The 13,833-nt window shown below is 70.5% G+C and carries 12 protein-coding genes; 7 read left to right on the top strand and 5 right to left on the bottom strand.

Annotation, left to right across the window (positions count from 1 at the left end; all coding sequences use genetic code 11):
* Positions 1-16: 16 nt before the first annotated feature.
* Together VF289_RS08790 and VF289_RS08785 are read right to left on the bottom strand one after the other, a co-directional pair.
* Positions 17-1,225 (bottom strand): NAD(P)/FAD-dependent oxidoreductase, encoded by a 1,209-nt coding sequence (locus VF289_RS08790; protein ID WP_330883161.1) that lies wholly within the window; start codon positions 1,223-1,225, stop codon positions 17-19.
* A gap of 101 nt (positions 1,226-1,326) precedes the next feature.
* On the bottom strand, positions 1,327-2,325 hold the full coding sequence (locus tag VF289_RS08785; RefSeq protein ID WP_330883159.1) for a DUF817 domain-containing protein: 999 nt from the start codon (positions 2,323-2,325) through the stop codon (positions 1,327-1,329).
* 216 nt (positions 2,326-2,541) lie between these two features.
* On the opposite strand from VF289_RS08785, the gene VF289_RS08780 reads away from it, so the two are divergent.
* The 4 genes from VF289_RS08780 to VF289_RS08765 all read left to right on the top strand — a co-directional run bounded on the left by VF289_RS08780 (position 2,542) and on the right by VF289_RS08765 (position 7,673).
* Positions 2,542-4,065: an L-lactate MFS transporter gene (locus VF289_RS08780; RefSeq protein ID WP_330883157.1), complete on the top strand. Its 1,524-nt coding sequence runs from the start codon at positions 2,542-2,544 to the stop codon at positions 4,063-4,065.
* A 124-nt stretch (positions 4,066-4,189) separates the two neighbouring features.
* Positions 4,190-5,692, top strand: a complete 1,503-nt coding sequence (locus tag VF289_RS08775; RefSeq protein ID WP_330883155.1) for a glutamate--cysteine ligase — start codon at positions 4,190-4,192, stop codon at positions 5,690-5,692.
* A 215-nt stretch (positions 5,693-5,907) separates the two neighbouring features.
* The gene (locus tag VF289_RS08770) at positions 5,908-6,909 is read left to right on the top strand and encodes a bile acid:sodium symporter family protein (RefSeq protein WP_330883153.1); all 1,002 of its coding nucleotides are present in this window, start codon (positions 5,908-5,910) and stop codon (positions 6,907-6,909) included.
* 95 nt (positions 6,910-7,004) lie between these two features.
* Complete coding sequence (locus VF289_RS08765; RefSeq protein WP_330883151.1) at positions 7,005-7,673, top strand: hypothetical protein; 669 nt, start codon at positions 7,005-7,007, stop codon at positions 7,671-7,673.
* A gap of 43 nt (positions 7,674-7,716) precedes the next feature.
* Here the strand turns inward: VF289_RS08765 and VF289_RS08760 are convergent, their stop codons facing one another.
* Entirely contained in the window at positions 7,717-9,516 is a 1,800-nt protein-coding gene (locus VF289_RS08760; RefSeq protein WP_330883149.1) for a BCCT family transporter, read from the bottom strand.
* A gap of 225 nt (positions 9,517-9,741) precedes the next feature.
* On the opposite strand from VF289_RS08760, the gene VF289_RS08755 reads away from it, so the two are divergent.
* Positions 9,742-10,410 carry a DUF4352 domain-containing protein gene (locus VF289_RS08755; protein WP_330883147.1) on the top strand — a complete coding sequence of 223 codons (669 nt, stop codon included), beginning with the start codon at positions 9,742-9,744 and terminating at the stop codon, positions 10,408-10,410.
* A gap of 368 nt (positions 10,411-10,778) precedes the next feature.
* On the opposite strand, the gene VF289_RS08750 is transcribed toward VF289_RS08755, so the two are convergent.
* Positions 10,779-11,267, bottom strand: a complete 489-nt coding sequence (locus tag VF289_RS08750; RefSeq protein WP_330883145.1) for a DUF2306 domain-containing protein — start codon at positions 11,265-11,267, stop codon at positions 10,779-10,781.
* A 95-nt stretch (positions 11,268-11,362) separates the two neighbouring features.
* Between VF289_RS08750 and VF289_RS08745 the strand changes: the two genes are divergently transcribed.
* The gene (locus VF289_RS08745) at positions 11,363-12,085 is read left to right on the top strand and encodes a MerR family transcriptional regulator (RefSeq protein ID WP_330883143.1); all 723 of its coding nucleotides are present in this window, start codon (positions 11,363-11,365) and stop codon (positions 12,083-12,085) included.
* Between the two features lie 49 nt (positions 12,086-12,134).
* Here VF289_RS08745 and VF289_RS08740 read toward each other — a convergent pair whose 3' ends face one another.
* Positions 12,135-12,641: a hypothetical protein gene (locus VF289_RS08740; protein WP_330883141.1), complete on the bottom strand. Its 507-nt coding sequence runs from the start codon at positions 12,639-12,641 to the stop codon at positions 12,135-12,137.
* 561 nt (positions 12,642-13,202) lie between these two features.
* On the opposite strand from VF289_RS08740, the gene VF289_RS08735 reads away from it, so the two are divergent.
* Entirely contained in the window at positions 13,203-13,745 is a 543-nt protein-coding gene (locus VF289_RS08735) for a hypothetical protein (RefSeq protein ID WP_330883139.1), read from the top strand.
* Positions 13,746-13,833 lie beyond the last annotated feature (88 nt).

The raw sequence follows: 13,833 nt of genomic DNA, 5'->3' as shown, positions 1-13,833 counted from the left end.
CGGCCCGCGGCACGGCTCAGCCCGGCGGGATCCGTCCCTCCAGCGCGTCCGCGGCGAGCTCGCCCTCCTGCGAGGCGGCCATGACCTCGCGGGCCCGGGGCACCGAGTCCCAGGTGTTCCACAGCAGCACACCCTCGATCCTGCCGTCCTCGAGGTAGTGGACGACCGCCGCGGTGCGCTCCGGGTTCCACACCTCCCGCATCTCCAGCGAGGCGTCGAGACGGCCGATCGCCTCGTAGCCGTCCTCGAAGAGGTCGGAGAAGAACAGCGGGGTGTATTCGTAGGTCTCGTCGCCGCCGGCCATGTTCTTCCCGGCCGTGGTGCCGGAGGCCTCGGCATTGTCGACGTGCTCGACATGGCGCAGCCCCAGCAGCGGATCGTGGAACAGGGCGATGTCACCGGCGGCGAAGACGTCCGGGGCGCTGGTGCGCAGTGACCGGTCCACCACCACCGCGCCGCGCTCGAGGTCGAGCCCTCCATGCTCGGCGAGGGTGGTGTTCAGCTCGGCGCCGAGACCCAGCAGTGCGGCGTCGGCCGTCAGGACCACCCCGCCCTCGGAACGCAGCGTCAGCTCGTCTCCCGTGTCGATCCCGGCCAGGCGGAAGCCCGGGACCAGCGTGATGCCGTGCTCGGCGAAGACCTGCTCGAGGTGCTCGGTGAGCGAGGCGGGGAGCATGTGCTCGAGGATCCGCTGCCCGGAGTGGGCGAGGGTCACCTCGGCGCCGGTGCGGGTCAGCGCCGCGGCGACCTCGGTGCCGAGGTAGCCCCCGCCGACCACCACGATGCGCGCCCCGTCGCGGGCGAGACCGCGCAGGTGGCGGTAGTCGCCGACGGTCCGCAGACCGACGACGCGGTCGTCGTGCACGCCCGGGAGATGCCGGGCGGAGGACCCGGTGGCCAGCAGCGCCGTGCCGTAGTGGACCACCTGTCCGCGGGCGGTGACCACCGTGTGCGAGTGGGGCAGCAGCTCGGTGACCAGGGTGGAGGTGAACAGGGCGACACCGGTGTCCTCGGCGGTGTGCAGCTCCTGGCTCTCGGGGTCGGAGCTCTCCCCGTGCCAGAGCTCCTTGGACAGTGCGGGCCGGTAGACGGGGCTGTGCGGATCCGCGGAGAGGATCGCGATGGAGGCGTCCGGGGCGGCCTCCCGGAGAGCCCGGGCCGCGGCGTCGGCGGCGACTCCGCCTCCGATGATCACGTGGTCATAGCGGTGTTCGAGGTCCATCATCACAGGCTCCTTCGCCGACCGGATGGTCCCTCCACGATATTCCTGCGACCTCGTGGCGGCAACGGCTCACCTGGTGCTGCTGGGCGTCGTGACGCTCTCGGTCATCCAGCACCTGCGCCATCGGCGCGCGGATCGGCGGGCCGTGGCGGCCTGAGCGCCGCCGATCCGCCCTCGGAGACCGGGGCCCCACGCTCCGGTGCCTCGGGCTCCGGTGCCTCGGGCCGGTGCACGAGGGTCACCAGCACCACGGAGATCATCATCAGCAGCAGCCAGGCCACGAACTTCGTCAGCGGCACCAGCTGCCACTGCGCGGACTGGTGCGGATAGATCCATGCCCCGGCCCAGGTGCCCACGTTCTCCGCGATCCACAGGAAGAACGCGACGCCCACGAAGGAGAGCAGGATCGGCATCCGCCGACGCGGCCCGGTGCGGTGGTTGCGGAAGCTCATCGCGCAGCGCGCGTAGAGCAGCACGACGGCCGCCACGAGCAGCCAGCGGATGTCCGGCAGGTAGTGGTGGGTGAAGAAGTTCGCGTAGATCGCCGCGGCGACCAGTGCCGTCGCCCAGATCGGCGGATAGCGGGTGAAGCGCAGCTCGAACAGTCGGAACACGCGCACCATGTAGGAGCCGACCGCGGCGTACATGAACCCGCTGTAGAGCGGCACCCCGCCGATCCGCAGCAGGCCGTCGGCCTCATAGGCCCATGAGCCCACGTGGGTCTTGAAGACCTCCATCACGGTGCCGACGACGTGGAACAGCACGATCACCCACAGCTCCCGGCCGCCCTCGAGGCGCAGGACCAGCATCGCCACCTGCACCGCGACGGCGGCGATCACCAGGGCGTCGCTGCGCACCAGCAGCGCGTCCTCGGGATACAGCAGGCGGGAGAGCACCAGGAGCACGAGCATCGCAGCACCGAAGAGGCAGGCCCAGGCCTGCTTCGCGGTGAACACGGCGAACTCCAGGAGCCCCCTCCGCCACGGCCCGGCCGCCACGGCGAGCGCCGCCATCCGGCGGTGCGCCCAGGCATCGAGCCGCTCCTCGAGCGGGGTGAACGAGCGGTCCGGGAGGCTTCCGGGCCGAGCGCCGTCATCAGTCATGACCTGGACACTAGGCACGTCAGCACCGTTTCCGGCGCAGAGGTCGAGCGGGAACTGGAGAGGAGTTGTGCGCGAGCCGAGCGCCACCGCGGCCGTCCGCCCGGATCGGTGCGCAACACCGCCTCGAAGAGCTGGAGCCGAAGCGTCGTCGCCCCTTATCCTCACCCGGAGGCTTCACCGATGACGCCTGCGCCCCCTTCTCTCCCCGGAGTCCTCATGTCTGTCCTCGACCGCACCGCGATCATCGCCCCGGTGTCCTTCAACCGCTGGCTGATCCCCGCCGCGGCCCTGGCCATCCACCTGTGCATCGGCCAGGTCTATGCGTTCAGCGTCTTCAAGATCCCCTTCCAGAGCCACTTCGGCGTCGGCGAGGTCGCCGTGGGCTGGATCTTCTCCCTCGCCATCGCGATGCTCGGCATCTCCTCCGCGATCGCCGGCACCTGGGTCGAGCGGGTGGGACCGCGGATGGCGATGGTCGCTGCCGGCGGGTTCTGGGTGCTCGGCTTCCTCATCTCCTCGATCGGCATCTCGACCGGTCAGCTGTGGCTGGTCTACCTCGGCTACGGGGTGATCGGCGGGATCGGCCTGGGCATCGGCTACATCGCCCCGGTCTCCACCCTCATGAAGTGGTTCCCTGACCGTCCCGGACTCGCCACGGGCCTGGCCATCATGGGCTTCGGCGGCGGCGCGCTCATCGCGAGCCCCGCCTCGAACAAGCTGATGGCGCTGTTCGGCGGCGGCCCGGAGCCGGAGCACCTGGTCGCCGGCCTCACCCCCACCTTCCTCACGCTCGCCGTCTGCTACCTCCTGGCGATCGCGCTCGGCGCCTACGTGATCCGCCTGCCCCACCCCGACTGGGCGCCCAAGGGCTACGATCCCGCGGCCCAGCCGGTCAAGGCCACGCAGACCACCGGCTCCGTCTCCGCGAAGCAGGCGATCCGCACCCCGCAGTTCTGGCTGCTGTGGGTCGTGCTGTTCACGAACGTGACCGCCGGCATCGGCATCCTCGAGAACGCCGCCCCGATGGTCTCGGACGGTTTCGGCATCGCCGCGGCCGCTGCCGCGGGCTTCGTGGGGCTGCTGTCGCTGGCGAACATGGCCGGACGCTTCGTCTGGTCGACCACCTCGGACTATCTGGGGCGCAAGGTCAACTACGCGCTGTACCTGAGTGTCGGCGCGGTCCTCTACGTGGTGCTCGCGACCGTGGGCTCGGCCTCGCTCGCCCTGTTCGTGCTCTCCGCGCTCGTGATCATCTCCTTCTACGGCGGCGGCTTCGCGACCGTCCCGGCGTACCTCAAGGACCTCTTCGGCGTGTACCAGGTGGGCGCGATCCACGGCCGCCTGCTCACCGCCTGGTCGGCCGCCGGTATCGCCGGACCGCTGCTGGTCAACAGCATCGTCGAGTCGCAGACCGCCGCCGGCCACTCCGGCATGGACCTGTACAAGCTCTCGATGTGGCTGATGGCGGGCATCCTCGTGATCGGCTTCGTCGCCAACCTGTTGATCCGCACGGTCAGCGCCTCCCACTTCGAGGACGAGGCCGTGGTCGCGCAGAAGAAGGAGGCCGACCGCGCCGGCGCCCACGAGGCGATCGACGGCAACGGCGGCGCCGAGGCCCATGCCGAGGCCGGCGCGAGCCATCGCATCGTGGCGATCACCCTCGCCGTGGTCGTCGTCGCGGCCCTCGCCTACGGCCTGATCGAGACCGCCATCCGCGCCGTGGCCCTGTTCACCGCCTGACCCGTCCGCCCCCTCGGGCGAAGCTCCCGGCCGACCAGTCGTTCCGCCGCCTGCTCCCCGGTTCTCCTCCGGTGTCGCCGCGTGCTTTGATGAGCACGCCCCACCCCACCACCCGGAGGTCACCATGGGACGCGAGATCGGCACGACCGAATACACCCGTTCCCAGCGCACCCGGTACCGCCGGGAGCTGCGGCGCAACCTCGACCTGTTCGAGACCTTCCTGGACACCGCCGAGTTCGTGGACGAGGGCACGGTGGGGGTCGAGCTGGAGATGAACCTCGCCCGCACCGACACGATGGCCCCGGCACTCATCTCCGACCTGCTGCTGGAGGATCTGGACGACGAGGAGTACGTCCACGAGATCGGCCGCTTCAACCTCGAGGCGAACCTGCCCGTCTCCCACCCGCACGGGGACGGGCTGCGCCTGCTCGAGCGTGAGCTCACCGAGAAGGTCGACCGCGCCGATGCCGCCGCCCAGGCCCGCGATGCCCGGGTGATCCCCATCGGGCACCTGCCCACCATCACCGAGGAGCTCTTCGCGGGCGACGAGTGGCGGGCCCCCGGCGCGCGCTACGAAGCGCTGGAGAAGACCGTGCTGGAGGCACGCGGCGAGGAGATCTACCTGAGCATCGAGGGCGAGGGGAAGGGGCGGGGCCTGGACGTCACCTTCGACTCGATCGCTCCGGAATCCGCCTGCACCTCGATGCAGCTGCACCTGCAGGTCCCGCCCGAGCAGTTCTCCGCCGCCTGGAACGCGGCACAGGCGATCGCCGGCCCGCAGGTGGCGCTGGCCGCGAACTCCCCCTTCCTGCTGGGCCGCAGGCTGTGGCACGAGACCCGCATCCCCACCTTCGTGCAGGCGCTGGACACCCGACCGCCCGAGCTCGCGACCCAGGGCGTGCGACCGCGAGTGTGGTTCGGCGAGCGCTGGATCACCTCGATGTTCGACCTCTTCGAGGAGAACGTCCGACTGTTCCCGGCGCTGATCCCGGAGTCCCGGGACATGGCCGAGGAGCCGCTGCTCACCGAGGGCTCCTCGCCCCGGCTGCACGAGCTGATGCTGCACAACGGCACCGTGTGGCGCTGGAACCGGCCGATCTACGATCCCGGCACCGATGTCCCGCACCTGCGCCTGGAGAACCGCCTGCTGCCTGCCGGGCCGACCCCGGCGGACATGGCCGCGAACGCCGCCTTCTTCTACGGGATCCTCCGCTCGCTGGTCCACGAGCGGCGACCGCTGTGGTCCCGGATGAGCTTCGAACAGGCCGCCGAGGCCTTCCAGCAATGCGCCCGCTGGGGACTCGAGGCCCGGGTGCGCTGGCCCAAGGTGGGCCGTGTGCGGGTGGCGGACCTCCTCCAGGAGCAGCTGATCCCGCAGGCCATGCAGGGACTGCGGGATCTCGGTGCCGACGAGCCCGTGATCGAGCGCTACAGCGAGATCCTCTCCGAGCGCGCCCGCACCGGCCGCAACGGCGCCCGCTGGCAGATCGACACCGTCACCTCCCTCGAGCTGCGCGGCGCGACCCGCTCCGAGGCACTGGCGGAGATGACCCGGCTCTACCGTGCCGCGGTGGACATCGGGGAGCCGGTCCACGCCTGGCAGGTGCCGGCCCGGCAGCGGGCCTGAGCGGCGGCGACCCCACGCCTTCCACCCTCGGCATCTCCGCCGTCATGAGCGGGCACCTGCTGTGGCACGGCTCCGCGCCTCTCGATGTCCGTTCCGGCGGTGTGACGGTGGGCCGCAGCATCCTCGCGGACAGCCCGTGAGAGGTCGGGCTCCCTCAAGCCCACCCGAGGTCCACATCGTGGGATCCCATCTCACCGAACGGTACGATGCCGTGCATGAACATTCCCGCCCCGACCCCCGACGCGGCCGCGACGCAGCGCGCCGCCTCCGCCCGCACCTCCGAGGACCGCTCCGCCCGCATCGCGGTGACGATCTTCCCGGCGCTGATCCTCGCCGCTGCGGCGCTCGGCTTCTTCGTGCCCACCGCGGGCCAGGCCATCGCCCCGTTCACGGCGATCTTCCTCGGCGTCATCATGTTCGCGATGGGCCTGACGCTCACTCTCCCTGACTTCGCGCTGGTCGCGAAGCGTCCGCTGCCGGTGCTGATCGGTGTGGTCTCCCAGTACCTGATCATGCCGCTGGTGGGTCTGGGCGTGGCCCTGTTGCTGCAGCTCCCGCCGGAGCTCGCCGTGGGCGTGATCCTGGTGGGCAGCGCCCCGGGCGGCACCAGCTCGAACGTGATCGCGTACCTGTCCAAGGCGGACACCGCCCTGTCGGTGACGATGACCTCGATCTCCACGCTGCTCGCCCCGCTGCTGACCCCGCTGCTGACGCTGTGGCTGGCCGGCTCGTACCTGCCGGTGGATGCGGGCGCGATGGCGATGTCGATCGTGCAGATGGTGCTCATCCCCGTCGTCGGCGGCCTGGTGGTGCGCCTGCTGCTCGGGAAGCTCGTCGACAAGGTGCTGCCCGCCCTGCCGTGGGTGAGCGTCGCGGGCATCTCGCTGGTGGTCATCGCGGTGGTCAGCGGCTCCACTGACGCGATCGTCTCCGCCGGGGCGATCGTGCTGCTCGCCGTGGTGCTCCACAACGGCCTGGGCTACCTGCTCGGCTACTGGGCCGCCCGCCTGCTGAAGCAGGGCGAGCGCGCCGCCCGCACCACCTCCATCGAGGTGGGCATGCAGAACTCGGGACTGGCCGCGACGCTCGCTGCGAGCGCCTTCAGCCCGGCCGCCGCCCTGCCCGCGGCGATCTTCTCGATCTGGCACAACCTCTCCGGCGCGATGCTCGCGATGTACTACCGCCGCAGCGCGGACAGGCGGCGGGCGAACGGCTGATCGCTCCGCCTGGCATTCGGGAGGGCCGATGCACCGCGATCGCGGGCATCGGCCCTCTCGCTCGCCCACGGAGAGCGGAAGGCACACTGCTGACCGTGCATCACCATCTGCTGGGTCCGCTCGCGCGGAGCTACCGGACCTCGGCCTCCGCTCTCGCCGTGCTCTGGTACCTGAGCATCGGGCCGCTGCTCATCGCGCTCTCCGTGGTCCTGCACCTGTGCTTCGACCACTCGTGGATCCTGGCCGGGGTGCTGGGCGGCGCCCTGCTGTCGCTCGTCTCGGTGCTGTTCCTGGCCTGGTCCACCTCGGCGCATCTCGACGTGCACCGGGAGGGCATCGTCGTGGGACGGCGCCTGCTCGGCGGCGAGCCGCGGGCGATGTGGTTCACCGAGATCCACCCGGCCTCGATCCGGGTGTTCTCCTCGATCGACTCCATCCGACCGCTCCGAGGCGGCCAGCGCATGATCTCCCCTCATTGGCACATCTCCGCCGGCGCGGATCTCGCCGTGACCTTCCTCGGCCCAGACCGCAGGACGATCCACTCTCTGGGGCTGCGCAGTCCGCGGCCCGTCCAAGGGATCGTCATCTTCGGCTCCCGCGATGCGATGGAGATCGCCGCCGCCCTGCGCTCAGGTCTGGAGCGCGGCGGCTGCCCGCCCCACCTCGCCCGCTGGTCGGAGCAGTTCGGGGTGCAGGAGATCCGCGGTACCGGGCTGCACGCACAGGATCAGATCCCGGGGGTCTGGGCCGACTGGAGACCCTGAGGGGTCCAGCCGCACCGCGGACCGCCGCGGCGGACTCGCCCGCTCAGCCGTTGAGCGGTCGGCCGCCCTCGGGAAGATCCGCCTTCGCACTGCCGGTGCGCGAGGGCAGGGTGCCGGTCTCCGCACCCGGTGCCTCGGCCCACTCCCCGTCCTCCTCGTAGGGGTCGGTGAGCACCGGCACCTCGGAGGTGAAGGTCGGCTCGACGACATAGTCCTCGGTGTCGAACTCCGCGTCCTCCTCGCGGCGCTCGTACTCCTCCGGCGGCAGCACCTGCGCCCACTCGCGGGTGCGCATCGGTGGCAGCTCGCCGGCGTCCTCCCTGAGGGCTCGCAGCAGGGCATACATCTGGAACCAGCCCATGATGAAGAACGGCAGTCCCACCAGGATGATCGTCGACTGCAGCGCGGTCAGTCCGTCCTCTCCGGAGAACACCAGCAGGGTCGCGGTCACCAGGGCGATCGCGATGCCCCAGAAGATGCGCTGGCCGAGCGGGTTGTAGTCCTCGTGGCCGTTGGCCATCGAATCGGTGACCAGCGCGGCGGAGTCCACCGAGGTGACGAAGAAGATGATCACCAGGATGATCGCGATCACCGAGACGGGGAATGCGAACGGATAATGGTCGAGGAAGGCGAACAGCGCACCGGGGATGTCGCCGTCGGTGACGACCCGTTCCACCAGCCCGCCCTCGCCGCGCAGCTCGATGTCGAAGCTGGCGTAGCCGAAGACGCCGAACCAGAGCACGGAGAAGCCCGCCGGGACCGCGAGCACGCCGGCGACGAACTGGCGGATGGTGCGGCCCTTGGAGATGCGGGCGATGAAGATGCCCACGAAGGGCGACCACGTGATGGTCCAGGCCCAGTAGAAGACGGTCCAGGTGTTCTGCCATCCGGTGTTCGCGAAGGTGTCGTTCCACAGTGCCAGCTCCGGCAGAGCGACCAGGTAGTTGCCGAAGGACTCGAAGGTGCCCTTGAGGATGAACAGCGTCGCGCCGCCCGCGAACAGCACGAAGAACATCAGCAGCACGGCCATCACGATGTTGAAGTTGGAGAGCAGCTTGATGCCCTTCTCCAGGCCGGCCGAGACCGAGATCAGCGCCAGCCCGCAGACCACGCCGATGATGATCAGGTTCCAGCCCGCGGTCTCGGGGACCCCGAACAGCTCGTTGAGGCCGCCGTTGATCTGCAGCGTTCCCAGGCCCACCGAGACGGCGATGCCGAAGACGGTGCCGATGATCGCGATGATGTCGATGGCCTTGCCGATCGGGCCGTGGATGCCCTCGCCCAGCAGCGGCTGGAAGATCGAGCTCACGCGCGGCGGCAGGTTCCGCTTGTGGATGAAGTACGCGAAGCACAGTGCCGGCAGGGTGAAGATCGTCCAGGTGTGCAGCGTGAAGTGGTAGTAGGTGAAGTTCATGGCGTCGCGGGCTGCCTGGATGGTGCTTCCCTCGAGGCCGAGCTCCTCGCCCCGCGGCGGGTCACCGAAGTGGCTGATCGGCTCCGCGACGCCCCAGAACATGAGGATGGAGCCGATGCCGGCGGCGAACAGCATGGCGAACCAGGCACCGCCGGAGTGCTCCGGCGGTTCGTCGTCCGGTCCCAGCTTCACGCGGCCGAAGCGTCCGGCCGCGATGACGATCAGGAAGGCCAGGAACACCGTGACGCCGAGGATGTAGAACCATCCGAGGTTCGTCATCAGCCACTCCGAGGCGGCGTTGGTCGCCGTGCCCATGGGCTCGGTGAAGGCGATCGTCGCGATCACGAACGCGATGATGATCGCCGCCGAGCCGAAGAAGATCGGCGGCGAGGTGCGCAGGCGCAGTGCGTCGTGCAGTCGGGTCAGCATGGTTCTCGACTCCTGTGTGTGCTGAAGGTGCGGGCACGTCGTCGTCAGGGAACGCGGCATCGGGTGCGGCGCAATGATCTCGAGCATAATTCGACCATCGGGCTGCGTGTGCCGTTATGCGCTCCTCGAGAGCTGCGCGCGGCGACGGGGAGTCCTCCCCATCGCGCACTGGACATGTGACCGATACCGTGAGCGGCACAGCCAGACTCCGACATGGAAGAGACCATGAGCAACCCCTACGGAATGCCCCCTTCCGGCCCGCAGCCGCCCGTCGCTCCGAAGAAGAGCCGCACCGGCCTCTACGTGGGTCTGGCCTGCGGCTGCCTCCTCCTGGGCCTGGTGCTGGTGGCAGCGGCCGGCGCGGGATTCTGGTGGCTCTCGGCCGACGGCGACGAGGAGGATCCCACCTCGGGCCCCACGACCAGCGAAGGGCCGACGGAGGACCCGGGCGAGGAGCCCACCGAGGATCCCACGGAGGTGACAGAGGGCCCCATCGAGTCCCCCACCGAGGACCCCTCGGAGGAGCCGACCTCGGAGTCCGGATCCTCGATCACCCTCTCCGTCTCGTCGCCCGAGGAGGGCACCACGCTGGAGACGCCGGATGAGACGCTGACCACCGAGAACGGGAAGTTCATCGGGGTCGCCGTGACGATCACGAACGACGGCGACGAGGCGATCGAGCTGGGCATCGAGCAGTTCTCCTTCGTCGCCACCGACGGCGAGGAGTACCTCCTGACGTACATCACCAACGACCACGGCCGGGAGATCGAACCCGGCGACGAGGTTCCCACGCTGATGTACGCGGACGTCCCGGAGGACATGGAGCTGGCCGAGGTCACCTACACCGACGACGTCGGCACCGGTGGGCAGAGGATCTCGATCCCCGTCGACTGAGCACCGCCCCACCGCTCGGTAGGCACAGCATCGTCGCAGGCCATCGGCGAGAACCGGGCCCTGGGTGCAGGGCACTCAGCGAAAGACCAGCCTCGCCACAGGGGTCTTTCCGGGAGGCAGGGTCTACTAGTCGCAACGCGTCACCGGAGGAGCCAGCTGACTGAGGAGGAGGCAGGCTCCACTCATCCGGGACGCGGGGGAAAGGGATGGCCCCGGCTCGTGGGGACGAGCCGGGGCACTCTTCTGTCCGGGCACTCTTCCGGGCCCCTTTCCGCCAGACCCCCTCTCGCCTGCACCACTCCCCCGTGCACCGGCTGCCGGACCGGACCTCGATGCCCGGGGCCGCCCCAGTTCCGCGGCGCTCGGTCTCAGGCCCCCACCTCGTCGAGCATCCGCTGCGGGCTCCGCCCCGCAGCTCGCACCACGCTCAGGTGCACGATGAGCACGACCACGACGACGCCCACCGCGGTGGCCGCGGCGACCAGGGGCTCGCTGCGCAGGAGCTGCGGGATCAGCCGCGACGGGACCAGCGCCGCGAAGGTGAAGGCCGCGAGAGTGCCCAGGTAGGACCCGACCATGAAGCCGCGGTGGATGCTCACGATCCCGGCCCGGATCCCGGCGATCGCGGCGACCATGCACACCAGGGTCCAGATCGACAGACCGTGCAGCCAGGAGAACCCGTCGGGAGCGATCCAGAAGCTGGAGATGCACACCGTGAGCATCGCGATCAGCCAGGTGGTGCCGAGCACCCGATGGGCGAGGTCGCGGCGACGGCGCAGGATCTGCAGAGGCCCCAGCACGAGCACGTAGGAGGCGGCGAGGGCGTGGAGGGTGATCACTGGCGTGAAGGTGTCCATGAGATGGACGATAGTGTCGCTATCCCCTGTTGCGCCATCAAGATAGTTGCTGGTCGGTGCACTATCCGGGGCCGTTCCACGGGTGAGGAGCCACCATGCTGCTGTCAGAGCTGGCCGAGGCCAGCGGGGTCTCGATCGCCTCGATCAAGTACTACCGGCGCGAGGGCCTGCTCCCGGCGGGGGAACGCCTGACCGCGACCCGCCAGGACTACGGCCGGGCCCACCTCGAGCGCCTGGCGCTGATCCAGGTGCTGCGGGAGGTCGCGGAGGCCCCGATCGCACGCATCGCGCAGCTGACCGCGATCCTCGACGATCCCCGGCAGCCGTTCCTGCGCGCCCTCGGTGCGGCCCAGCTGATCGCCCTGGGGCTGCCTGCGGAGGAGCCCGCGACCGAGGACCCGGACCGGCCGGAGCATCCGTCGATCGCTCCCCTGCTGTCGCATCTGGGCTGGCCGGACGTCGAGACCGCGCCGCGCCGCGCCCTCGATGAGCTGCTGCACGGCTTCGAGAGCTGGGGCATGCCCGCCGGTCCGGAGACGCTGCGCCGCTACGCCGCACCGGTCGCGCAGATCGCACAGGCGGACGTCGCCTCGATCCGGGAGCTGCCCGGGGAGCCGGACGGCGCTGGGCTCAGCCCTGATGTGCAGGTGATGCGTGCGGTCGCCGGGGCGATCGCCTTCGACCGGCTGATCCAGCTGCTGCGCGCCCTCGGCCACAGCTCGTACAGCATCCTGCAGGCCCGCGGGGCTGGCGAGGCTGGCGAGGCTGGCGAGGCTGGCGAGGCCAGGGAGAACGGCGAGACCACCGGGGAACTCTGAGCCTCGTCCCGTCCGGCCCGTGAGCGACCAGACGCTGATCGCGGCGGTCTCAGCGCCGCAGATCGATGCCGAACACGCGCCGGATCTGCGCCACTGCGTGACGGGTGAAGCGGCGATCCGACGGGGTCGAGGCGAACGGCAGCACCAGTCCCGGATGGTCGCGATGGGTGACCCGTCCGTGGGTGGCGCCCGAGGTGATCACGAAGCCTTCGTCCTCCATCCGGCGCAGCAGCTCGCGACGCGAGGTGGGATGCCGGGTCCCCTGACCACCGCGGGCGCTCGGCCCGGCGGCGTCCTCGGCGATGTCCAGGGCGGGCTCGTACTCAGCGGGCCGCACCGACAGGGCGTAGTTCGCGGAGAACAGGCCGATCACGGCATTGTCCGACCGTCGCACCTGCACCACGATCCGCTCCCGCAGGAAGTGGTCGCTGGCACCGGCGTCCGCGGTCCAGGCATCCTCCGGGTCGGCGACCGTCTGCACGATCTGTTCCGAGGACAGGCCGTGGACCCCGACGGAGCGGATGTCCTCGTCGGTGATCCGCAGCGGTCGCGGCACGGGGCGCGGATCCTCCGCAGTCAGGCTGTGGACCGCCGCTGCCGGCGGGGACGGGACCGGGCGCGGCAGCTCGACGGTGCGGGCCCTCCGCTGCGGGAGCCGGGCCGACGGGCCTGTCCGGCGCGTGCTGTCCGTCGCGGCCACGCCGGCCGTTGGTGCCGAGTCGGCGATCGGTGCCGAGCCGGCCACCGGGGCCGACTCCGTCGAGGTCTCCGTCGAGGGGGCGCGTCGACGGGGGGTCGCGCTCCAGTCGACGGGGCGCACCCGTCGGGCGGGATCGAGACTGCCTCCCAGAGCCTTCGGGGTCGGGCGCGGACCGGGCTGTCCCGGGTCCGGCTGCCCCGAGGCCGGCTGTCCCGAGGCGGGCTGTCGCGAGCGCGACCGGCGCTGCTCTCCGTCTCCTGCCATGTCCTGCTCCCCTCCTCGCTCGTGCTCTCGAGAGATCTCGTGCTCTCCTCAGAACTCACGCGTTCCAGCGACCTATGCTCTCCAGAGATGGTGACACGCCGGAGCGGTCCGCTAGCGTGTCGCCCGTCGACATCTCCTGCCGTGAGGATCCGCGTGGCCGCTCGCACCGCTCCTGTCCGTCCCTCCCTCGCCCGGTTAGCCGGAGCGCTCCTCGCACTGACTCTGCTCGCCGCCGGTTGCAGTGAGGGCTCCTCGGGCCCCGAGGAGTCCCCGGCCGCCACGGAGGCGTCCGATGCCGGAGGTGCCTCCGATGCGGGTGGCTCCGAGGAGGCGTCCGGCCCCTCTGACGGCGGGGGCCAGACCGCCGCCGGAGTCCCACAGGATCCCTACCCGGCCACCCCTGCTCCCGACGGCTTCGTCGCGCCCGAAGCCTGCTCCGGCGAGGGCGCCTACTACGCGCAGGTCGGCGAGACCGCCACTCCGGATCTGCCCGAGCGCGCCGGGGAGACGCTCACCATCGAGGCGGTGGGCATCGAGGGCGACGATGCGCAGCTCACGGCCACCCTCGGGGACGGGAGCACCCGCCCGATCGAGGACCTCACCCTCGGGGAGACCGCCTCGATCGATCTGTGGACGATCTCGGTGACCAGCGTCTGCGCAGACACCCAGCAGATCGAGTTCGACCTCATCAACTGAGCATCCGGAATCCGCTGAGCAACTGCGGCCGGCTGAGCGTCCACCCCGCCCCGGTCCTGCCGACCCTGGTCCTGCAGACCCCGCTCCT

This window comes from Brachybacterium sp., assembly GCF_036379615.1.
Lineage (GTDB): Bacteria > Actinomycetota > Actinomycetes > Actinomycetales > Dermabacteraceae > Brachybacterium.
Note: the sequence above shows the minus strand (reverse complement) of the source record. Positions and strands in the feature narration are given on the sequence as shown.